The sequence below is a fragment of the Dyella sp. 2YAF14 genome, from assembly GCF_052114725.1.
In the GTDB taxonomy this organism is placed as follows: domain Bacteria; phylum Pseudomonadota; class Gammaproteobacteria; order Xanthomonadales; family Rhodanobacteraceae; genus Dyella.
In genome coordinates this window covers 113,492-135,801 of the sequence record NZ_JBFRFH010000007.1, presented here as the reverse complement: position 1 = coordinate 135,801, position 22,310 = coordinate 113,492, and the positions used below count along the sequence as shown (strand labels likewise).

Annotated in this window: 17 protein-coding genes; 8 read left to right on the top strand and 9 right to left on the bottom strand. The window is 64.1% G+C overall.

Annotation, left to right across the window (positions count from 1 at the left end):
* Nucleotides 1–142: 142 nt before the first annotated feature.
* Genes AB4Y82_RS12755 through AB4Y82_RS12740 form a run of 4 tightly spaced genes read right to left on the bottom strand, consistent with a single transcriptional unit; the run spans nt 143 to nt 4,235 of the window.
* On the bottom strand, nt 143–784 hold the full coding sequence (locus AB4Y82_RS12755; protein WP_441602093.1) for a DUF2894 domain-containing protein: 642 nt from the start codon (nt 782–784) through the stop codon (nt 143–145).
* Nucleotides 774–1,424, bottom strand: a complete 651-nt coding sequence (locus tag AB4Y82_RS12750; protein ID WP_441602094.1) for an OmpA family protein — start codon at nt 1,422–1,424, stop codon at nt 774–776. The genes AB4Y82_RS12755 and AB4Y82_RS12750 overlap by 11 nt, the downstream gene beginning before the upstream one ends.
* Complete coding sequence (locus AB4Y82_RS12745; RefSeq protein ID WP_441602095.1) at nt 1,421–3,517, bottom strand: DUF802 domain-containing protein; 2,097 nt, start codon at nt 3,515–3,517, stop codon at nt 1,421–1,423. The genes AB4Y82_RS12750 and AB4Y82_RS12745 overlap by 4 nt, the downstream gene beginning before the upstream one ends.
* Before the next feature lie 10 nt (nt 3,518–3,527).
* Nucleotides 3,528–4,235: a DUF3348 domain-containing protein gene (locus tag AB4Y82_RS12740; RefSeq protein WP_441602096.1), complete on the bottom strand. Its 708-nt coding sequence runs from the start codon at nt 4,233–4,235 to the stop codon at nt 3,528–3,530.
* A 205-nt stretch (nt 4,236–4,440) separates the two neighbouring features.
* Between AB4Y82_RS12740 and AB4Y82_RS12735 the strand changes: the two genes are divergently transcribed.
* The 4 genes from AB4Y82_RS12735 (at nt 4,441) to AB4Y82_RS12720 (ending at nt 7,389) form a co-directional block, all read left to right on the top strand.
* Nucleotides 4,441–5,100 carry a hypothetical protein gene (locus tag AB4Y82_RS12735; protein WP_441611349.1) on the top strand — a complete coding sequence of 220 codons (660 nt, stop codon included), beginning with the start codon at nt 4,441–4,443 and terminating at the stop codon, nt 5,098–5,100.
* Between the two features lie 2 nt (nt 5,101–5,102).
* Nucleotides 5,103–5,765 (top strand): helix-turn-helix transcriptional regulator, encoded by a 663-nt coding sequence (locus AB4Y82_RS12730; protein ID WP_441602098.1) that lies wholly within the window; start codon nt 5,103–5,105, stop codon nt 5,763–5,765.
* A 69-nt stretch (nt 5,766–5,834) separates the two neighbouring features.
* Nucleotides 5,835–6,464 carry a class I SAM-dependent methyltransferase gene (locus AB4Y82_RS12725; RefSeq protein ID WP_441602099.1) on the top strand — a complete coding sequence of 210 codons (630 nt, stop codon included), beginning with the start codon at nt 5,835–5,837 and terminating at the stop codon, nt 6,462–6,464.
* Between the two features lies 1 nt (nt 6,465).
* Nucleotides 6,466–7,389 carry a flavin reductase gene (locus AB4Y82_RS12720; protein WP_441602100.1) on the top strand — a complete coding sequence of 308 codons (924 nt, stop codon included), beginning with the start codon at nt 6,466–6,468 and terminating at the stop codon, nt 7,387–7,389.
* Between the two features lie 127 nt (nt 7,390–7,516).
* Here the strand turns inward: AB4Y82_RS12720 and AB4Y82_RS12715 are convergent, their stop codons facing one another.
* From AB4Y82_RS12715 to manD, 5 genes are all read right to left on the bottom strand, one after another.
* Nucleotides 7,517–9,625 carry a TonB-dependent siderophore receptor gene (locus AB4Y82_RS12715; RefSeq protein ID WP_441611347.1) on the bottom strand — a complete coding sequence of 703 codons (2,109 nt, stop codon included), beginning with the start codon at nt 9,623–9,625 and terminating at the stop codon, nt 7,517–7,519.
* A gap of 231 nt (nt 9,626–9,856) precedes the next feature.
* Nucleotides 9,857–10,615: an SGNH/GDSL hydrolase family protein gene (locus AB4Y82_RS12710; protein ID WP_441602102.1), complete on the bottom strand. Its 759-nt coding sequence runs from the start codon at nt 10,613–10,615 to the stop codon at nt 9,857–9,859.
* 85 nt (nt 10,616–10,700) lie between these two features.
* Nucleotides 10,701–11,957, bottom strand: a complete 1,257-nt coding sequence (locus tag AB4Y82_RS12705) for an MFS transporter (protein ID WP_441602103.1) — start codon at nt 11,955–11,957, stop codon at nt 10,701–10,703.
* 54 nt (nt 11,958–12,011) lie between these two features.
* Nucleotides 12,012–14,630, bottom strand: a complete 2,619-nt coding sequence (locus AB4Y82_RS12700; RefSeq protein ID WP_441602104.1) for a glycoside hydrolase family 2 TIM barrel-domain containing protein — start codon at nt 14,628–14,630, stop codon at nt 12,012–12,014.
* Nucleotides 14,631–14,834: 204 nt separating this feature from the next.
* Nucleotides 14,835–16,061 carry a D-mannonate dehydratase ManD gene (gene manD, locus AB4Y82_RS12695; protein ID WP_441602105.1) on the bottom strand — a complete coding sequence of 409 codons (1,227 nt, stop codon included), beginning with the start codon at nt 16,059–16,061 and terminating at the stop codon, nt 14,835–14,837.
* Nucleotides 16,062–16,151: 90 nt separating this feature from the next.
* Between manD and AB4Y82_RS12690 the strand changes: the two genes are divergently transcribed.
* From AB4Y82_RS12690 to AB4Y82_RS12675, 4 genes are all read left to right on the top strand, one after another.
* Nucleotides 16,152–16,952, top strand: a complete 801-nt coding sequence (locus AB4Y82_RS12690; RefSeq protein WP_441602106.1) for a FadR/GntR family transcriptional regulator — start codon at nt 16,152–16,154, stop codon at nt 16,950–16,952.
* Nucleotides 16,953–16,964: 12 nt separating this feature from the next.
* Entirely contained in the window at nt 16,965–18,380 is a 1,416-nt protein-coding gene (uxaC, locus tag AB4Y82_RS12685; RefSeq protein WP_441602107.1) for a glucuronate isomerase, read from the top strand.
* Between the two features lie 32 nt (nt 18,381–18,412).
* Nucleotides 18,413–19,726 (top strand): mannitol dehydrogenase family protein, encoded by a 1,314-nt coding sequence (locus AB4Y82_RS12680; protein ID WP_441602108.1) that lies wholly within the window; start codon nt 18,413–18,415, stop codon nt 19,724–19,726.
* A gap of 256 nt (nt 19,727–19,982) precedes the next feature.
* Nucleotides 19,983–22,271, top strand: a complete 2,289-nt coding sequence (locus tag AB4Y82_RS12675) for a TonB-dependent receptor (protein ID WP_441602109.1) — start codon at nt 19,983–19,985, stop codon at nt 22,269–22,271.
* The last annotated feature ends 39 nt before the right edge of the window (nt 22,272–22,310 follow it).

Below are 22,310 nucleotides of genomic sequence, written 5' to 3'. Positions count from 1 at the left end.
TCGCCGCGCAACGATGGCGACGCGCATGGTGCGTGCTGAAAATCGCGGTTCAACGCCTTAAAAAAGCTAGCTTGCGCGTATCTGTCGATAAGCGTTGCTGATACAACCGTGCGTCACTTGTGGCTACGCTGGTGACTGGCAATCAGCTTGCGCGCGGCTTCGCCTTGGCGCGTTTGCGGGTGCTTGGCGCACGCGCGGCATCACTCGTCGTCGGTGCGTTTGCGTTGATCTGTTCGATCCACGACAAGCTGTCCGCGTACGAGAGGAATTGTTCGAGATAACCCGGCGACAGTTCGCGCATGAGTGCGATGGAACGATGCACCAGCGCGCCGGAGTTCAAGGGGCCCGCATTCTCCGGCACCTGTTCCAGCGACTGCCGCATCTGGCTGGTGGTGCGCAGCGTGGACCAGAGCCTCTTGAACTGATCGAGCATCTCCAGCGTGGGATAGCTGGCGCCTGGCAGTGCTTCACGAGTGGCGGCGTGCTCAAGGCGCGCCGCTATGCCCGTTTCGATATGGGCGAGCAGATCATTCAGCGCACTTGGCGCACCTGTCGTCGCCTGATCGGTGTTCGCGCCGGGCGCCGCATTGCCCAGTTCGTGCGCGTACGCCTCGATCAGTTCGGCCAGGCGAGCATCGAGGATGTGCCGCGTCTTGCCTTCGTGCCTGGACGCGCGCGTTGCCAGCGCTTCCATCACGTGAAAGCGCATGGGATCGAGCCGGTCGGCGCCTTGTTCACGCCACGCGGCTAACTTCGCGCGAGCGGTCGCCGCATCAGGGCTCATGGGCAGCCACGTTGGCATTCGACGGTCGCGGCATTGGCGCCATTTCCACGCGGCGATTCTTGGCGCGGCCTTCGTCGTTTGTATTCGTGCTTACCGGTTGCTCCGCGCCAAAGGCGGCGGCGAATACCGATGACGCAGGCACGCCTTCGGCGATCAAGGCGCGGGTGACGGTGAGCGCGCGCTCGGCCGACAGTTCCCAGTTGTCGGCGAACTGCTTATTGCCGTCGCGCACCTGGCGGTCGTCGGTGAAGCCGCTGACCATCAGGATTTCGTCGCGCGATTTCAGATAGCCGGCCAGTGGACTGGCAAGACTCTTCAACAGGTCGCGTCCTTCCGGCTGCAACTGATCGGAGTTCAAGGCAAACAACACGCTGCCGCGAATACCGATGCGCCCATTGACCAGAGTGACGCGTCCGGCGGCCAGCGGCCCTGCCAAGGCCTGCTCCAGCGTCTGGCGACGCTGCGCTTCGGCCTGGCGCTGTTTGACCTCTTCATCCAGCCGGCTCGACAGCTGCAACTGCATGCCGATCACGCCGACCAGGATCAGCACGAACGCGCCCAGCAACACCGACATCAGGTCGCCGAAGGCGGCCCAGATCGTGGCGCTCGATTCGGCTTCGCCTTCCAGGTCGTCGATCATGCCGTTTCGGCCTCGATCGCGGCGCGCTGGCTGGCAAGCTGCTGCATGTCTTCGATGATCTGCTTCTGCGACAGCATGCTCAGGTCGATCACTTCCCGCGCCTGGGCCACGTAGTAAGCGAGCTGCTCGTCGCTGCGCGCGACCGACTTGTCCAGCGCGCTGGCAATCAGCTCCAGGCGTTCCATCAGTGCCTCGTTGGATTGACCAAACGACTGCACCGCCGCGCCGAACGCATCGCCCAGGCTCGCCACTTCGACGGCACTGCTGGTGACTTGTGCGGCCACGGCGTTGAGCTTGCCGGTCTCCGCTTCGATATGGTCGGTGAAGCGCGTGCTGACGCGCTCCAGCAGGTCGGCCGAGGTGACCACCAGTGCGTCCACGGCGGTGCGCTGCTCGGTGGATGCGTGGTTTACCGCATCGAGCAGGGTTTCCAGCGTGGCCAGCAGGCGGCTGCGTTCTTCCAGCATGGCGGTGTCGCGCACCATGCTTTCGGACAGCTTCTGGCGCAGCTCGGCAACCACTTCGGCGGCGGCCTTGGGTGCTTCGGAGGCGGCCTCGACCAGGCGGGAGATCTCGGCGATGGTGGCGCTGGCGTGCGACTGGGTTTGTGCCGAGATGTCGGCGGCGGTGCGCGCCAGTGCATCGCAGACGGTCTGCTGCTGGCTCGCGGCATGCTCGCTCGCCTGCGCCCACTGCGTGCCCAGCGTGTCGGTCATGGCGCCGAGCGCCTGCGACCAGGCGGCCAGTCGTTCGTGATCGCGCGATTCCAGCGTGGCTTGCAGCTGCGCATGCGATTGCTGCATCAGCTCGACCAGCGATGCGGCGCGTTGTTCGAAACTTGCCGCGGCCGTATCCCAGGCCTGCTGATTGCGCGCGGCGAGTTCGCCATTGGCGTCCTGCTGCTGCGACAGCGCCTGCTTCCAGGCGTCGGCAACGCCGTGGGTGGTGGCGTCCAGGCGTGCGGAGACGTTGTCCAGCAGGCCGGCCGAGCGTTGTTCAAAGGTGTCGGTGAATTGCTGCAGTGAGCCGCGCAGGTCGTGAGTCAGTGCTTCGTTGGTGCCGCGATGCTCCGCCAGGGCGGCGTTCCACAGCTCGGCGACCGTGGTGGTGGTGGTCTCCATGCCGCGGGTCAGCGCCTGCAGTTGCTGCTGCACGGCCTGATTCACCTGATCGTGCAGCGACACGGTCTCGCGCGCGATACCGTCCATCGTGGCCGTCATGATGGGCTGCAATGCCGACGAAGCGGCACGGGCGCTTTCACTCACGCTGTCCTTCAGCGACGTTTCCACCGAAGCGGCGAGGCGGGTGTAGCTCGCTTCGGTACGCGCGTGGAACGCTTCCTGCCCGGCCAGCTGGCGCTCGTTTGCAGCGACGCTCTGCTGCTCGATGGTCGCCATCATCGTCTGCAGGCGATCGACCAGGGTCGGCATCAGCTCGGTCTGTTGCTGCAGCAGCTTGAAAGCCTGCTCACGCTGATGGCTCTGCGAGTACACGCGCAGCGTGGTGGCGATCTTCGCGTCCAGCAGCTGCACGGCCTGCAGGCGCTCGCGGCGGCACAGGGCGGAGAGCAGGCCGAGCATGGCCGAGCTGGCGACGCCGGCAATCGACGTGCCGAACGCAAAGCCCAGGCCCTTGACCGGCGCGGCGAGCGAGCCGCGGATGGCCTGCAGATCGGTCGCGCTTTCCAGCGCGATGCCGGTGCCGCGCAGCGTCGCCATCATGCCGAGCAGGGTGCCGAGCATGCCCAGCAGCACCAGCAAGCCGACCAGATACGGCGTGAGCGACGGCACGGGCATGGCCGCGCGCTCGCCTTCGACGCGCAGGCGCGTCGCGTTGCGCACGCTCGGATGCAGGCTGCTGAGCCAGTCAGCAAGGCTGGCCGGCGCGGCGGACAGCGCCGTCACCGCCTGCGTCAGCGTTGCCGTGGCTTGCCGATAGCGATGCAACTCCAGCGCACCGGCGAGATAGCACAGGCCAATCAAACCCGCGACGGCAGCGCCCAGCGGATTGGAACCGATGTAACCGGCGCCGATCCAGCACACCGCGACAAGGCCGGCAACGAACACGGCGAGATGAAGAAGATTTCTGAACATGACTACCCAATTAGCTGGTGCGAAGCGCTGCAAGCAAGCCTTCGACCGGTTGAAAACGAACGTCCAGTTCGGCGAGCAACACGCTCTGCATATCCCTGCGAAACACGTCCAGCCAGGCGCCGCGGATCACCGCGGTGGTGTTCTCGGTGGCCTGCGCATCGTCGAGCGATTTGCCCTCGGCCTCGCGCAGGCGATCAAAATGTTTTCCCAGTACCGCAGGCACGGCGGCCAACAGCATTTGTTCGCGCGGACTCAGCGCCTGCTCCATCACCGCATCCACCGCGGCCAGTCGCGCCATGTCGTGGCTCTTCTGCGCGAGCATGTCGCGCAGCCGGCCGCGCAGATGGCCGGTGGTCGCCTGCATCTTCCGCTGCAGGGCGAAGTAGCGTTGGCGGAAGACGGCGTAATCGACCGCCTCGTCCGCCGGCTGTCGTTCGGTGAACGCCTTGTCGCCGGCAATCGTCTGCGCCAGCGACACGCGCGCACGCGCGCACTCCTCATCATCCGCACTGCCGAAGGAGGGGGCATCGCCGCCGTCGACGGAGGGCTGGCCGTCCAGCACCGTGGACAAGGCCAGCGCATGCGTCCAGTCGAGCCAATGGCTCAGCCGGTCCGAAAGCGACTGTTTGGATTGGGCGACGTCAACGTCCGTCAGGCGTGCAAGCAAGCGAATGAACGTTGGGCCACGGACTGTCGTCCAGGGAGAGGCAGACACCATCAACTACTGGCAATAAAACCGTCATTTTACACGGTAAGCCGACCCGGGCGCCTTCCGCGCGATGTCGGCACTCGCCGCCGGCCGGTTCGGCCCGATCCCGTTCAGCACTAGCTGTAGTAGGCTTTACACATAGGTTGATTGCGTATCTCGAGGGCTGGCCCAGGATGAGCGTAGTCGCATCCGGCGACATCCATGGGGAAAACCAATGAACGCTCGACTTATCTTCGCCTCCGCCCTGTTCCTGACCGGTACGGGTTTGTCCTTCGCCCAGCCCGCACCCGCTGCCACGATGGATGGCATGGCCATGGCAGAAACCGCCGCGCCCGTGGCCGCCCCCAAGCTGCAGGCGGCCATGCGCTCCCTGTGGCACGACCATGTGGTGCACACCCGCGAATACGCCCTGGCCGTGCATGCGCACGACGCCGCCAAGGCGAAGGCGGCGGAAGACGCCGTGGTGACCAATGCCAAGGCAATCGCCAATGCAGTGGGCAGCTTCTATGGGAAGGCCGCGGGCGAGCAGATGTTCACCTTGCTGGCGGGACATTGGGCTGGCGTGAAGGCGCTCACCCAGGCCGACAGCACGCACGACAAGACCGCCGAAACGGCGGCGATGAACGCGCTGGCCACCAATGGCGGCGAGATCGCCAAATTCCTCGCCGGCGCCAATCCGAACCTGCCGGAATCGGCGGTATCGAGCCTGCTGGCCGGGCATGTGGCGCATCATTCGGCACAGATCGAGGAAATCATGGCAGGCGACATGACGGCCGAAGCCAGCACCTGGACCGCGATGCAGCAGCATATGAACGTGATTGCCGATGCGCTGGCCGGCGCCATCGCCAAGCAGTTCCCGGCCAAGGCAGCCTGATCGTGAGCGGTCTGGACCAGCTTGGCGATACGCAGCAGCGCCTGATGCGGGCCCTGCTGGCGGAACACGCCGGGAGCACGGTCGAGACCCTCTGCGGCAAGCTGCGCATCACCCATAACGCCGTGCGCCAGCACCTGAGCGCGCTGATCGCGCACGGCTACGTGGAGCGGGCCCGCTCGCGTCCCAGCGGCGGGCGACCGTTGGCGATCTTTCGCATCACCGAGACGGGCAGCGCGCTGTTCCCCCGCAACTACGCGGTGATTGCTTCGGAAATGTTCGTCGCCCTGCGCACGCAGCTGGGCGACGAACAACTCGAAGCCTTCATGCAGCAGATGGGCCGCTCACTGGGCCAGCGGGAGCTGCCCTTGCCGGCCACGGCGAGCCACGAAGAGGTCGTGCGCGCGCTGTCGGCGCAGCTCGATCGCCTGGGCTACGAGGCGCTGCCAGTGAAATATCGCGACGAATGGCAGATCGAAGCCTTCAATTGCGTCTTTCACGAGGTGGCCAGGCAACACAAGGAAGTGTGCAAGTTCGACCTGGCCTATATGAAGGCGGCCAGCGGGCGCGAGGTGCACCACATGGAATGCATCGTGCGCGGCGGTCAGTGCTGCCGCTTCCGTCTCGGCGTGGCGGCGACGGAGCCTGACCCGCACAACCTTCCGTAACCGGCCGGGCACTCACGCAGAGCCGAAGCGATGCACGCTGCGGGCAGCGAGAGGTCGGGCGAACCACACATGCATACGGGCGAGCAGTACCACCAAATCATGCTGAGCTCGCCGCGCGACCAGCAGGTGCGCGACCGCTTTCAGAAGCTGGCGCTGGAGCTGTTGCCCGCCGGCGCCGAGGTGCTCGATTTCGGCGCGGGCACCGGCATCGATGCCAAGACCTATGCCGCCAGCGGTCACCCGACGTTCGTGTATGAGCCGTCCGAGGCCATGCGCGGTTACCTGGCCGTGCACTGCCGCGACGATATCGAGCGCAAGGCGATCATGCCGGTGACATCGCCGCAGGCCTGCCGGGTGGGCGCCGTGACGGCGAATTTCGCGGTGCTCAACCATATTCCCGATCAGGCGGCGCTGTTCGAGCAGCTGTCGGGCGTGGTTCGCCCCGGCGGCTTCGTGCTGGCAAGCATGCTCAACCCGTATTTCCTCGGCGACGCGCGTTATCGATGGTGGCGGGCGAACCTGCTCAATCTCGCGCTGCGCGGCCACTATGCCATTACCAGCGAGAGCAACATCCATCGCTTTGCGCCGCGCATCGTGGCGCGTGCGGCCGCGCCGCATTTTCGGCTGGAGCGCGTGCTTCCACGCGGGCTGGGCACATTCACCGATCTCTACCTGTTCCTGCTGTTGCGGCGGTGCTGACATGTGGAAGGACTGGCTAAGGCCGTTCGTTCGCCCGCTGCCGCAATGGGCGACGATTGCGCTGGCGCCGCCGCAACACGCGGTGGACGCCAGTTTGCGCTGGGACGGTGGCTCGGCCGATGTCACCAACGATCACACGGTGGCGTCGCTCAAGCCGCTGACCATCGCCACCAGCGTCGATGCCGGCGACCATGCGGTGATCCAATACAGCGATCGTGCCACGGGCGACACCGTCGGCACGTTGCACTTGGCCAAAGCCACCTCTATTGCTGTCGACGACAAGACGCTCACGCTTTACCACGTGGCCAAAGGCGAACATCGCTGCCTCGGCTGGCCGCGCCGCCCGTGGAATGCATGGCTGCAAAATCGCCTGATGCGCAAACATCCTTCGGCGCAGCATGCATTGATGACGCCCGCAGCGGTGCAGCAGTTGATGATCGCCTACCTTTGCCCGCGGCCGGTCGTGCTGGTGTCGGTGGGAGCCGGGGATCATCAGAATATATTTCCGATGGACTTGATCGGTCCGCTGGAACGCAGCGGTTTCTATTCGCTGGCGTTGCGCAGCACCAATGTCTCCGCGCCCTTCATGCGCGAGCTGCGCAAGGTGGCGCTGTCCAGCGTGCCGGCCACGATGAAAGCGGCGGTCTACAAGCTCAGCGAGCACCACAAGCATCCGTTGCAGGATTGGCAGGCCTTGCCGTTTCCGGTTCGCCCCTCGCAGGACTTCGGGATACCCGCGGTGGCCGAGTCGCTGCGAATCCACGAGTTGAGCATCGTGCACAGCCAGGAGATCGGTTCGCACCTGTTCTTCGTGTGTCGTGTCGCCTCAGGCGAAGAGCTGTCCGACGGTACGCAGCTGCATCACACGCCGGCGTATTACCAGGCGTATCGGCGGCATCAGGCGGAGGCGTTTGCGGAGGTCTAGTTCGCCCGAACGCCACAGCTGTTTGTGTAGGAGCGCACTTGTGCGCGACAACCTACGGAGCGATACACCAAAGCGTGGCTGTCGCGCACAGGGTGCGCTCCCACAGACAATCGTTCCATGCTCCCGCTTACCAGCGATACCGCGCCGACACCGTGATCTCCCGCGGATACCCGTAATAACACCAGATCGCGCTATTGCACGCGCTGACGTACTGGCGATTGAACAGGTTCGCGGCCGTCACCTGGAAGCGCCAGCGTTCCACGTCATAGTGCGCATTCGCATCGAACAACGTATAGCCGCCCGTGCGGAACTGATTGAACGCATCGCCGTAGTGCTCGCCGATGAAGCGCACGCCGCCACCAAATCCGAGGCCCGCCAGCACACCTTCGTGCACGTTGTAATCGGCCGACAGCGAGGCCTGTTGCTTCGGCACCAGGGCGACTTCCTTGCCCAGCGTGGCATCGTTCGCATGGGTGACCTTGGCGTCGGTATAGGCATACGCGGCCGTCATGCTCAGGTGATCGGTCACCGCGACATTTGCTTCCAGCTCCGCACCACGCGTACGCGTCTGGCCCTGCTGCAGCGAGAAGAACAGGTGGTTGGGATCGACGGTGAGCGCGTTCTTCTGCGTGAGCTGGTAGATGGCGCCGGTGATCAGCGTGCGGCCATCCGGCGTCTGGTACTTCAGGCCGCCTTCGTACTGGTCGCCGGTGATCGGCTTGAACGCGCTGCCATCAAAGGTGGTGCCAACGGTCGTCTTGAACGAGTGCGAGTAGGCCACGTACGGCACCAGACCGATATCGGTGGTGTAGTTCACGCCCAGGCGGCCGGAGAACGCGTTGTCGTTCTGCTTCTGCTGCGTGTTGGCGATCAAGTCCTTCACGTCGTTGCTGACCCAGTCCTCGCGGCCGCTGGCGACGATGCCCCACTTGCCGATGCTGATCTGGTCCTGCACGTACGCACCCAGCTGCTCGAGCAAGCTGTTGGTGTGGAAGGTATAAGGCGCCGGCGGAATCGGCTGACCGTAGACGGGATTGAAAATGTCGATGGTCGGCGCGGAGCCGAAGCCCGACTTGTAGTCGTTGTGGCTATGCAGATAGTCCACGCCCATCAGCACGTTGTGCTGCACGCTGCCCTGGTCGAATTTCGCCTCGACCTGGTTGTCCGCCGCAAACACGTTGGCGTGATCCACCAGCGGATAGTTGTAGCGGTTGAGCGTGCGCAAGTCGTCCTGCAGGCCCAGGCTGCCGATCGAGCGATGGTCGACCTTTTCGTTCTGCAGGCGCAGATCCTGACGGAACGACCATACGTCGTTGAAGCGATGGTTGAAGGCGTAGCCGATCGATTCGTCGGTTTTCCAGTAATGGTCGTAGCCCGGCTCCCCCGGATTCACATCGCGCGGAATCTGGCCGTTGGGATTGGGGTACAGCGTGCCCTGCGACGGCAGGAAGCCGCCCACGCCGTCGGACAGCGTGCGTTGATAGCGGGGGAGCAGGGTGAAGGAGGTGTTGTCGTCCGGCTGCCAGGTGAGGCTGGGCGCGAAGTAGTAACGGTCGTCCCTGGAATGCTTGATGTTGGAATCGCCCTGGCGCGCCAACGCCACGACGCGCCACAACCAATGGCCATCATTGTCGAGTTGACCGCCGGTATCGCCAGCCAGCTGCTTCTGGCCGAAGCTGCCCACGGTGGCTTCGATCTCGTGCGGTGCATCGAGGCTCGGGCGCTTGCTGGTCATGTCGATCATGCCGCCGGGCGGCAGCTGGCCGTACATCGCCGACGACGGCCCCTTGTTCACTTCGATGCGTTCCAGGCCGTACGGCTCGATGCGCGAATCGGCGGTCCATGAGCCGCTGGGCAGCGCCAGGCCGTCGAGGAATTTCGCCGGGTCATAGCCGCGGATCAGGATCCAGTCGCTGCGCGGATCGGCGCCGTAGCTGCCGCCCACCGCGCCGGCCATGTAGCGCACCGCTTCATCCAGATTCTGCATGCCGTAAAGCGACATGCGATCGGGCGTGATGGTGCTCACCGATTGCGGGATCTCGACGGTCGGCGTTTCAGTCTTGGTGGTCGAGTAGACGACATTGACCGGCGCGAGCGACACGCTCTTCTTGTCGTCCGCGCTGGTGGTCTTGGTGGCAGTGTTGCTGCTCTCGGTCTGGTCGTCGGCGTGGGCCGGGCCGAGCAGGGCAAACGAGATCGCTACCAGAAGCGCAGTTCTGGAAAAGGACGCGGACATGTTGAGGAAACCCTAGAAGAATCGTGGCCGTGACCGCGGGTGGCGGCACGGCTCGCCCGAGGCGAGTTACACAATGATAATGATTCTTATTTGTAGATCAACTTATTACGTCAAATGGCCGCGGCGCAATGTCCGGCGGGGGCGTCCACAACCCGCCCAGGCGCAGCTGCAAGCAACTGATCTGCTTGTGTAATGGCGGCGCCCAGAGGGAGGGCGTGCGACGCGGTCCGCTTAAAGGACGGCTCGTATGGCCGCCTCGGCCAGCGGCTCCATCGCCCTATAACCCTCAAGCGTGGGGTGAACGCCGTCCTCGGCCATACCGGCCTTCATGCCGCCCTCGGGCGTCGCCATCGCGCCGTAGTAGTCGGCATAGGTGAAACCGTTACGCGCGGCATAGGCCTTGATCCAGCCGTTCAACGCCTGGATGGTGGGGACGGTTTGCAGGCCCGGGCGCCAGGGGAAGCGGGCCGCGGGAGGAACGCTGGCCAGGATGACGCGGATACCATGCGCCTTCGCCAGTTCCGCCATGGAGGCGAGGTTGCCTTCCACTTGTTCCAGCGTCGCCGGTCCCGTGTTGCCGGCCACGTCGTTGGTGCCGGCCATGATGTGCACGGCTTGCGGATGCAGGTCGATCACGTCCTGGCGAAAGCGCAACAGCATCTGCGACGTTGTCTGGCCGCTGATGCCGCGATCGACCTTGCCGTTGGTGAAAAACGCCGCGTCCTTCTGGCCCCAGAACTCGGTGATGGAATCACCCATGAAGACCACACGCGGCGTCGGACTGCCGGGCTTCATCAGTTCGGCATTCTGCGCGCGGTACTGACACAGTTGTGCGAAGTCGCGTGCGAAGACGGTTCCATTCTCGGATGCCTTCTCCATCGTGCATGGATCGGCAACGATTCCGGCGACGTGTTCCTGCGCGTTGGCTGGCGACATGGCGAGGCACAACAGCGAGGCGAGCGCGGAAACGGTCATCCATCGAGCAGTCATGCGGGTATCCGTGATGAAGGGTGCATGCAAAAGCGCGCAGCCACCTTAATTCACGATGCAGGACGATGGAAGTTGATGCGCGGCATCACGCCCGCGCCACACCACGCCGTTCCCGCAACAAGCTCCACAGCGCGATCGCAGCCAGCAGGTCGAGGATGCCCAGGCAGGCGAACAGCGGGTGGTAGCCCAGGCTGTCGGCCAATGCACCCACGACCAGCGAGAAGGCCAGGCCACCGATCCATGCGGCCGAACCCGCCATGCCGGTGGCCGTCGCCACGATGCGACTGTCGAACACGTCGGCCGACAAGGTCATCAGGGCACCGGACAGCATCTGGTGCGCGAAGCCGCCCACGCAGAACAGCACGATGGCCAGGGTGGTGCTGTCGGCCAGGCCGATGCACGCGGGGCCGATCATCAGCGAGGTGCCCAACGTCATGACCAGCTTGCGCGACGTGAGCAGCGATGCACCGAAGCGACGCATCAGCCATGGGGCGAGATAGCCGCCGCAAAGCGAGCCGGCATCGGCGGCAAGGAACGGGAGCCAGGCAAAGGCGGCGACATGCTTCAAGTCCATGTGACGCACTTCGGACAGATACAACGGGATGAAAAAGTTGAAGGTCTGCCACGCCGGTTCGGCGAGAAAGCGCGGAATGGCGATGCTCCAGAATTCCCGCGTCGCGAGCACGGTGTGCCACGCATCCACGCCTTTAGCTGGCGGGTCCACGGCACGACCGCTCAAGATGTAGGCGCGCTCCTCGGCGCCGAGGCGAACATCATCCTCGGGCTTGCGATAGCCCCAGTACCAGAGTGCAGCCCACAGCAAGCCCAGTCCGCCGGTGACGATAAACGCCATCTGCCAGCCCCAGTGCAGAATGCAGAAGATCACCAGCGGCGGCGCGATCATGGCGCCCAGCGATGAGCCGATGTTGAACCAGCCGGTGGCTACCGTGCGCTCCTTCGGTGGAAACCATTCGGAGACGACCTTCAGCCCGCTGGGTATCGCCGCCGCTTCGGTGGCGCCGAGCAGGCCGCGAAAGAACGCGAGCCCCATCCAGCTGCCGGCCAGCGCGTGCGCGCAATTGGAAATCGACCAGCCGATGGCGAACAGCGCAAAGCCAAGCCGCAAGCCGAGCTTATCGAGCACCCAGCCAGCGATCGGCTGCATCACCGTGTATGCACCCTGGAACGTCGCCACCACCCAGCTGTATTCGCGCGTGGACATCGCGAATACCGTCTTGAGCGTGGGCGCCGCCACGGCGAGCGACGAGCGCGCGAGGTAATTGAGGATCGTGCCGAGTGTGACGAGGCAAATGATCCACCAGCGCCGGCCGTGCGTGAACATGAGTTGACCTCGCGCGCAGTGCGCACCGGTGGATCGTGAAGAAGGGCGTGCCGCTTAGCCCGGCGTGACGGTAATGGCAGACACGATGGCCGGGCCGCCCTCGGGAATGAAGTCGAGCACGAGCCTGCCGTTCTTCACTACCACGGGGAAGCGGCGCTCGACTGCCTTGAGGGCACCGCCTGCAGCCTTGGCTGGATTGAAGTGTGAGAGCACCACCGTACCTTCTGCTTTGACCGTAAACGTGCGCGAGGCCGCCAATGCGGCATCGGGTTCGGCGACATGGACGGTGACTTCCCAGCGGCCGTTGGGCAACGGCACGTCGTACTGGAACGCACCTTCGCGATAGGCCTCATAGAGCGCCGCGTCTTTCGCGCCGGCGATGTGCTTCACCGGAACTTCCGTACCGGCTTCGTTGGCGCCGCGACGGAACGGGTTGAGCGTCTTGCCTTCGCCGCCGACAAAGAAATTATCCGAGCCGAAGCGCTGCGCATCGCCGGTGGTCAAGCCGGTAAGGCTGCCGGACTTGATGCGCATGCCAGCGGCAGCATCCGGCGCGGTCCAGTTGACCGTATCGCTGAGCTGCTTGCCATGGATCGAAGCATTCACCTGCACGCTGTTGCTGCCGGGCTTCAGCGCTACGTCGTGCCAAACGCAGATGTGCTCAGGACAAGCCGCTACGCCGCGATCCCGGCCGTTGACGCTGAGCGTCGCGCGCTCGGCATTGCTGTACACGCGCACCTCGGTCACCGGATAGGCGCGGTCGACATAGCGACGGCCCGTGATGTACAGCACCGGCTCGCCCGACCACTGCGCCTTGTAGAAATAGAACACGTCCTTCTTCACCTTGCGATCGAAGGTAACCAGGCCCTTGTCGTTGAGGTAGATCGCATCGCCTTCCTCGCGCAGGTCGGAAGGAAAGTCGAACATGTTCCAGATCCACACGCCGGAAAGATAAGGGCGCGCGGCGAGCGCCTTCCACGATTGCTCGTGCACCCAGCTTTCGTATTCTTCCGGATGCGGACGTCCAAACACGTTGACCGGACCTCCCAGCGGATTGTCCGTGTGCTGGGTGAGGCCGCCACCGGCGCCGTACTCGCTCACGCCGATGGGCATGGCGGGGTAGCGTGCGTGCATCTTGTCCAGGAAGCTGCCGAGCTCTTCCGGCTTGCCGTAATACCAGCCGAAATAGCGGTTGTAGCCGGTGAGGTCGGCCACATTGCTCAGCACCGGTTGGCCGGCGATGGCGTCTTCGCAGCAATCGGCATAGCCGGTGGCGCGAGAGGGATCTTCCTGCTTGGCGACCTCGTTGAGGACCTTGAGCATCACCAGCGATTGCGCCGGTGTCTTCAACTTCAACTGCACGGGACGGATGTCCGTCTCGTTGCCGACCGACCAGACCACAATGGAGGGATGGTTGTAGTTCTGGCGGATCAGTTCCACCAGTTGTTCCTTGCCGTTGTCGATCAGCGCCTGCCTGGGTGCGCTGTTGGTGAAGGAGGACTGGTGCACGAAGGGCACTTCGGCCCACATGATCATGCCGGTCTTGTCGGCGTCGTCGTACCACTCCTGCGCGTGCTGGTAGTGCGCGCCGCGAATGGTATTGACGCCCATCTCGGCCATGATCGCCATGTCTTCGGCGTGATCCTGCGGCGAGATCGCCCAGCCCTTGCCCAGCCTGTCCTGGTGACGCGATGCGCCGTGCAGCGGCAGCGCTTCGCCGTTGAGGCTGAAGCCCTGGTTGGCGTCGAACTTGAAACTGCGCACGCCCAGCGGTTGCTCGACACGGTCGATCACCTTGCCGTGGTCGCGCAGCTCCACCGTGACAGCGTAGAGATAGGGATCCTTGAGGCCGCGCCAGAGCCGTGGCTGCTTGAGCGTCAACGAGCGACGCGCGTCGAGCGTGGCCGAGCCATCGAGCTTCAGGGCGCTGCTGTCGTCGGCAACTACATGGTTGGCATCGTCGCGGATGGTGGTGACGAGGGTGAGATTGCGCGACGCCGCGGAGAAATTGCGCAGCTTCGCCAGCACCGCCACCTTGGCGGCGTCCTTGTCGACTTCGGGCGTGCTTACGTAGACACCGGGGCTGCCGTGATCAAGCAGGTCGATCTGCGCGCTGTCCGTGTCGATCAAGGCCACCTGGCGATAGATGCCGCCATGAATGAAGAAGTCGCCACCGAGCGGTATGACGTTCTCGGTCGACGCACCGATATCCGGCTTGGTGTTGTCGGCTTTGACCACGATCACGTTGCTGGCGCCGGGTTTGATCGCCTGGGTGACGTCAAAGCGGAAACGCGAGAACGCACCCTCATGGCGGCCGACATGCACGCCGTTGACCCACACGTCGGCGATATTGCCGACCGCGTCGAACTGCAGGAACAGGCGCCGCCCCGCGAGCTTCGACGGCACATCCAGATGCAGGCGATACCAACCCAGGCCATGGTTGTTGTTCATGGCCGGCGACGGCGTGAGGCCGTATTCGCCCACGCGGTTCCAGGTATGCGGAAGGCTGACCGAGGTCCAGCCTTGGTCGTCGTAGTTGCTGTCGGTGACACCCGCCGGGTCGCCGCCGAAGCGGAACTGCCAGCCGGTGGTGAGTGCTTGGGTGTTGCGGCCGTCAGCTGCCGGCGAGGTTGCGCTCAGGGCGGGCAGGGGCAGGATTGCGGCGATCGCCATCAAACTTGCCAGGCACGCGGAAGCAAGGACTCGTCGAACGCTGGGTCGATGCATCACCGGTTATCCTGTTTGCGAAATATTGGTTTGACCAATACTCCGGCAAGGCCGCGGTGGTGTCAACGAGACCAGCGGCACGGAGAGGCAGCGATGGCCCATAAAAAAAGCCGCCGTGCAGGACACGGCGGCGGAGGGAAATCGTGTCGCTTACCAGTTCCACATGGTGCCGTCTTCCAGGCGCGCGACCGGGAGATAGGCGGGTTGGTACGGGTACTTCGCCGCTTCCTTCTCGTCGATCTCCACGCCATGGCCGATCGCATCGCCGGGATACAGATAGCCCTGCTCGAAGGAATAGGCGTGAGGGAACACCGCATCGGTTTCGGGCGAGTGGCGCATGTATTCCTGGATGCCGAAGTTGGGCACCCAGCTATCGAAGTGCAGTGCGGCGCCCATGGTCACCGGCGACAGGTCGGTGGCGCCGTGGCTGCCGGTGCGCACCTGGTAGAGCGCGGCCAGATCGGCGATGCGGCGCAGGTGGGTGATGCCGCCCGCGCGCACCACCGTGGTGCGGATGTAGTCGATCAGCTGGTTCTGGATCAGGTCCTTGGCGTCCCAGATCGTGTTGAAGATCTCGCCCACCGCCAGCGGCGTGGTGGTGTGCTGGCGGATCAGGCGGAACGCTTCCTGGTTTTCCGCCGGGGTGGCGTCTTCCAGCCAGAACATCGAATAAGGCTCCAGCGCCTTGCCCAGCTGGGCCGCCTCGATGGGCGTCAGGCGGTGGTGGGCGTCATGCAGCAGATGCACGTCGAAGCCGAACTTGTCGCGCAGCTTGTCGAACAGCGTCGGCACAAAGCGCAGGTATTTGGCGGTGTTCCACACCGTCTCCTGCGGCAGGCCGACGCCGGCCGGCTCGTAGTACATCTTGCCGCGGCCCACGCCGTAGGCATCCTTGACCCCAGGCACGCCGGACTGGGCGCGGATGGCTTTGTAGCCCAGGTCGACATAGCGGGCGACTTCATCCACCGTCTCTGCCAGATCGCCACCATTGGCATGACCATAGACCATCACGCCCTCACGGCTCTTGCCGCCCAGCAGGTCGTATAGCGGCATGCCGGCCATCTTGGCCTTGATGTCCCATAGCGCCGTGTCGACGGCGGCAATCGCGGACATGGTGACCGGCCCGCGCCGCCAGTAGGCGCCGCGATAAAGGTATTGCCAGATGTCCTCGATGCGGCGGGGGTCCTTGCCGATCATACACGGGATGACATGCTCTTCGAGGTAGGCGACGACTGCCTTCTCGCGGCCATTGAGCGTAGCATCGCCGATACCGCTGACCCCTTGATCCGTCTCGATTTTCAGGGTCACAAAGTTGCGACCTGGAGAGGTGACGATCACGCGGGCTCGTTCAATCTTCATGGAGTATCCGGCTTCCATTTCAGCGGCTGGGGGCTATACTGCAGGCATACTATTCTGCCTTGCCAATTTAGACAATATTGGTCTTACTACTTTGGAAAACACAGCGCCATGACCCCTACCAAGAAGGCCAAGAAAGCCGTCGCCGGAGATTCGGCCGAGACGCAGGCCAGTAATGGCAGGCTCTATCAGCGCGTCGCGCACCGGTTGTTCCAGGAATTGGCCAACGGCAAGTACGCGGTTGGCGACCGCCTGCCGGCCGAACGGGAACTGGCCGTCGAGCACGACGTAAGTCGCCCGGCTGTTCGCGAGGCGATGATCGCGCTGGAAGTGCAGGGTCTGATCGATGTGCGGGTGGGTTCGGGCGCTTACGTGCGCCGGCTGCCGGGCATCGACGACAGGCCGGGTTTCAATGTCACGGCGTTCGAGCTTACCGAGGCCCGCCTGTTGTTTGAGGGTGAGAGCGCGGCGCTCGCGGCCACCAATATCACCGACGCCGAGCTCGACGAGCTGGAAGCCCTGGTGCGGCAGATCTCCGATGAAAACCAGCGCCGCAGCGTGAGCGAGAACGCCGATCGCGACTTCCACATGCTGATCGCCCGCTCCACCCGCAACCTCGCCATCGTCAACGCCATCGAAGAGCTGTGGCGGCTGCGTTCCACCTCGCCCGAATGCGCCCTGCTGCACGCCAAGGCGCGTGCCGCCAAGGTGCGCCCTGTGGTGGAGGAGCACAGTGTCATCGTCGAGGCCTTGCGCACGCGCGATCCCGCCAAGGCGCGCGCCGCGATGCGCGCGCATCTGGCCGCCGTGATCGATCATCTGCTGTTCGCCACCGAAGAGCAGGCCCTCGCCAAGGCGCGCGAGGCGGTTGCTTCCACGCGTCGCCGTTTCGGCAACGTCGCTTCGATCTGATTGAGTTCACGCATGGCGCATCCCCTGGTGGTCCATCCGGACCGGTTCTTTCCTGCCGATCCCGCCGCTCGCGCAATCTGCCAGCAGCTCTATGCGCTGGTGGAAAAGCTGCCCATCGTCAGTCCGCATGGCCACACGGACCCGCAGTGGTTTGCCGACAACGAGCCGTTTGCTGACGCGACCAGCCTGCTGCTGACGCCGGATCACTATGTGCTGCGCATGCTCTATAGCCAGGGTGTGCCGCTCGAGGCCTTGGGTGTGCGTCCGCGTGGCGAGAAGTCGGCGCCGGTCGATTCGCGCGCTGCATGGCGCCTCCTGGCCGAGCACTACCACTTGTTTCGCGGAACGCCGTCGCGCACCTGGCTGGACTGGGTGTTCGCCGAAGTGTTCGGCATGCAGCAACGTCTGGATGGCAGCACGGCCGATGTGTATTTCGACCGCATCGCCGAGCAGCTCGCTACACCGGCGTTCCGGCCGCGCGCCTTGTTCGAGCGCTTCAACATCGACGTGCTGGCTACCACCGAATCACCGCTCGACTCGCTGCAGCATCACGCGGCCATTCGTGCCAGCGGTTGGCAGGGCCGGGTGATCACGGCCTTCCGGCCGGACCCGGTGATCGATCCAGAGTTTGAAGGCTTTCTGCCGAATCTGGATCGGCTTTCGCAGCTGACCGGCGAAGACGCCCGCAGCTGGACGGGTTATCTCGCGGCGCTGCGGCAGCGGCGTGCGTTCTTTGCATCGATGGGCGCCACGTCCACCGATCACGGGCATCCCACCGCCGCGACGGCCGATCTTTCCGATGCCGAGGCCGCCGCGTTGTTTGCGCGGGTCACGCGCGGACAGCCGACGCCAGCCGATGCGGAGTTGTTCCGCGCGCAGATGCTCACCGTCATGGCGGGCATGAGTCTCGAGGATGGTCTGGTGATGCAGATTCATCCTGGCAGCTTCCGCAACCACAATCCCTCGCTGTTTGCGCGCTTCGGCCGCGACAAGGGCGCTGATATTCCGCTGCGTACCGAGTACGTGCGCGCGCTGCAGCCCTTGCTGGCGCGCTACGGCAACGAGCCGTCGCTGACCATCATCGTGTTCACCCTCGATGAGTCGACCTATGCGCGCGAGCTGGCGCCCCTGGCAGGCCACTACCCGGCATTGCGACTGGGTCCTGCGTGGTGGTTCCACGATAGTCCCGAAGGCATGCGTCGCTTCCGCAGGGCGACGACCGAGACGGCGGGGTTCTACAACACCGTCGGTTTCAACGACGACACGCGAGCCTTCCTGTCGATTCCTGCACGACATGATCTGGCGCGCCGTATCGATTGCGGCTACCTCGCCGAACTTGTCGTCGAGCATCGCCTCGAAGACTGGGAAGCGGCCGAGCTCGCGGTGGAACTGGCGGGCCCGCTCGCCAAGCGGGCCTATCGCTTGTGAGCACCCGGCTGTCGCGGGCGACCGAGGCCCTGTTGTCGTCGCGCGTCCGTCGCCCCGACTATGCGCGTGACGCGCAAGCCTGTGGCCTAGTGCATCTGGGCATCGGCGCATTCCATCGCGCCCACCAGGCGGTCTATACCGATGATGCGATGAATGCCGGTGATCGCGACTGGGCGATCACCGGGGTCTCGCTGCGCTCGCCCGACGTGAATGCGCTATTGGCGCCGCAGGACGGTTTGTACACGCTCTCAGAGCGCGGGCCTGCCGCCAACACGCCGCGCTTGATCGGTGCGGTGCGCCGCGTGCTGGTCGCATCGCAAGACCCTGGCGCGCTGGTTAGTGCGCTGGCCTCGCCGGACGTGCACGTTGTGACGCTGACGGTGACCGAGAAGGGCTACGTATCCCTTGGCGATGGTTCCATCTACGACTATCTCGGCAAGGCAATGATGCAGCGTCGCGTTGCGGGCGTGGGCGGCTTGAGCCTGGTCAGCTGCGACAACCTGCCGGGCAATGGTGAGCGGCTCGCGGCCGCGCTCGGCGAATACCTCGATGCCACCGACGCGAAAACCGCACGCTGGTTCCGCCGTGAATGCGCCTGCCCGTCGAGCATGGTCGATCGCATCGTGCCGCTGGTGACCGATGCGGACAAGAACGCTGTCGCCGATGACATCGGCATGCGCGACGAAGGCGCCGTGGTCACCGAACATTTTCGCCAGTGGGTGATCGAGGATCGCTTCGCCGGTCCGCGGCCGCGCTGGGAAACCGGCGGCGTGCAGTTCGTCACCGACGTGCGTGCCTACGAGGCCGCCAAGCTCAGAATGCTCAACGGCGCGCATTCCGCGCTGGCTTATCTTGGGCTGGCACGCGGCCACGAATTCGTCCATCAGGCCATCGCTGACGCTGCCATCGCGCCGCTGATCGATCGCCTCATGCGGCAGGAGGCGGCGCCCACGCTGCCTTCGGTGGCGATGGACTTGATGCGCTACGCCGATGCCTTGATCGAGCGCTTCACCAATGCCGGGCTGCCGCATCGCCTGCGCCAGATCGCCATGGACGGTTCGCAGAAGATCCCCCAGCGCTGGCTGGACACCTTGAGCTGGCACAGCCGGCAGGGCCAGACCTGTCCGGCGCTGCTGGAGGCGCTGGCCGCCTGGGTCGACTTCGTGCGTGGTGTGGGTCATGCCGTCGACGATCCGATGGCGGAGCAGCTCGCGGCGCTGTGGATGAGCGAGGGCAGGGGCGGCATCGTGGCCGCTCTGTTCGGTGCGCGAGGTGTCTTTGCTGGCTCTTGGGTGTGTTCCGAAGAAGAGCGGCAGGCCATCACCCGGATGCTGAAAGCAGATTGACCAATTTATTTGCAATTGCTGCCGCGCAGCATTGCAAGTGGTTTGTCAGGCTCGCTCCCTTTGCTATCCGACGATAATCGCGGCGAAAGCGAAACATCTGTTTTGACTATGGTTTTGTCGCGACGCACAAGACTGCGCTGACATTTTAAAAGTTGCCGCTAAATACCAAATCTGCATAACCGGATTGGTTGACGGTGTCTCCATTGACAGGCAGTATTGGTCTGACCAATAAGGCCGTATGGGGAGAGGCCAATTTATGAAGCGCAAGGTTTTAAGCCAGTGGGTGGGAGCCGTACTAGCCGGTTATGTGCTCATGAACACCCCGGCGGTGGCGGCTGACAACGACGCGCCCGCTCAGGCGCAGTCGGGCGACACGACCGCCAAGAACACCACCACGCCAGCGCCTACCAAGGATCTGCAAGCCGTGACGGTGACGGCGGAGAAGCGCACGGAGAACCTGCAGAAGGTTCCCGTGGCAGTGGCGGTGGTCAATGCCGATCAGCTCGAAGCGTTTGCCGTTCGCGACTTCAACGACCTCAATCGCGTCGCGCCGTCGCTGGTCATCAAGCCGGCCGAGAATCCCGTCAACGCATCGCTGACCATCCGCGGCGTGGGCACCTTTGCGTTCTCCATTGGCGTCGAGCCCAGCGTGGCGGTCGTGGTGGACGATGTTCCGATCGCCTTCCAGCCGCGCGCCTTTACCGATCTGTCGGACATCGCACAGATCGAAGTGCTGCGCGGCCCGCAGAGCACGCTGTATGGCAAGTCCGCCTCGGCGGGCCTGATCAACATCACCACCCTGCCGCCCTCGGACACGCTCACGGCCGAAGTCAGCGCGCTGGCCACGGGTGACGGCGAGGCCGGCGGCACGGCGGTGTTCTCCGGTCCCATCACGTCTAACCTCGGTTTCCGCAGCAGCTGGAATTACGACAATTTCGGCGGCAACGTGACCAACCTGTACAACGGCAACGACGTCAATGGTCGTCGCACGCTGTCCACGCGCAACAAGCTGGTGTGGGATCCGACCGAGGCGTTGAACGTCACGTTTGGCTTCGATTACATCGATGGCCACACCACCACCGGACGCCCGTTCATTGCGCTGGGCCCCACCGCCTATCTGCGCGGCGTCTATGCGCCGCCGGTGTTTGCGCCGGGCGTCACGGCCTATCCGGACAACACCAATGTCGTGAACAACTACACGACGGGCACCGATTACACGGATACGGCCGGTTCGGTGAAGGTCTCCTACGACTTCGGTGGTCCGACGCTCATGTCGATCACCTCGCTGGACAGCTACAAGATGTTCGATCGCCTGGATCAGGACGAATCGGCGCTCAAGCAGCTTGACAACCGTCAGTTCGGCACGTTTGCCTCGCATCAGACCACGCAGGAATTCCGCCTGCTGTCGCCGGGCGATGATCGCTTCCGCTACACCCTGGGCCTGTTCTACGCGGATGTGAACTACAGCCGCAACTTCGGCCGCGGTCCGTATTACTCGCTAGCTTCCTGGTATGCGACCTCGTACTCCAAGCAGTACGCCGCCTTTGGCCAGGTCGAATATGACGTGCTGCCGGATACCACGTTGATCCTCGGTGGTCGCGAAAGCTACGAAAAGATCGGCTACACCTTCAACGACTACATCGCCAAGAAGGCCTTCAACGGCAGCAACGGCGACACCTTCGGCACCTACAAGGTCGGCGTGCAGCAGCAGATCAACGACGACATCATGCTGTACTTCACCACGGCCTCGGGCCACAAGGGTGAGACCTACGATCTGTCGACGGGCTTCAACGCGGTGCGTGCTGCCGGTGGTCCGGTGAAGCCGGAGACCTCGACTGATTACGAGCTCGGCTCGCGCATGCAGTTCCTCGATCGACACGTGACCTTGAACACCACGTTGTTCGATACCCACTACAAGAACTTCCAGGCACAGGGTATCGAGACGCTGTCCGACGGCACCACCAACTACCGTCTGGCCAACGTCGGCAAGCTGCATACGCGCGGTATCGAGCTGGAAAGCGGCTATCACGTGAACGAGGACCTGACCCTTGGCGCCTCGGTCACTTATCTCGACGCCAAGATCACCGAGTTCCCGTTCGCCCAGTGCTATCCCAACCAGACCCTGGCACAGGGCTGCACGGGTACGGCGGTGAAGAGCCAGAACCTGGCCGGCGCGCGCCCCCCGCTCGCGCCGAAGTGGAAGTTTGCCGCCAACTTCAACTACACCCATCCGCTGGGTTCGACCGGCCTGCTCGGTGTGATCGATGGCTCGTATACGTTCCAGAGCGCCGTCAATTACTCGCTCAGCCAGGATCCGCTGACCGTGCAAGGTGCTTATGGCGTGGCCAACTTCGACATCGGTGTGCGCCAGGAGGCCGATCGTTGGGAAGTGGTGGGCTTCGTCAACAACGCGTTCAACAAGCACTACTACTCGAACCTGACCAACTCCACCAGCAACTACAACAATATGCTGGCGGTGCAGTCCTATCTGCCGCGCGATTTCGAGCGCTACTTCGGTATCCGCGCCACCTACAAGTTCCAGTAATCAAGACGTCCCGCGATGCGCTTCCCAGGTGAGGCGCAT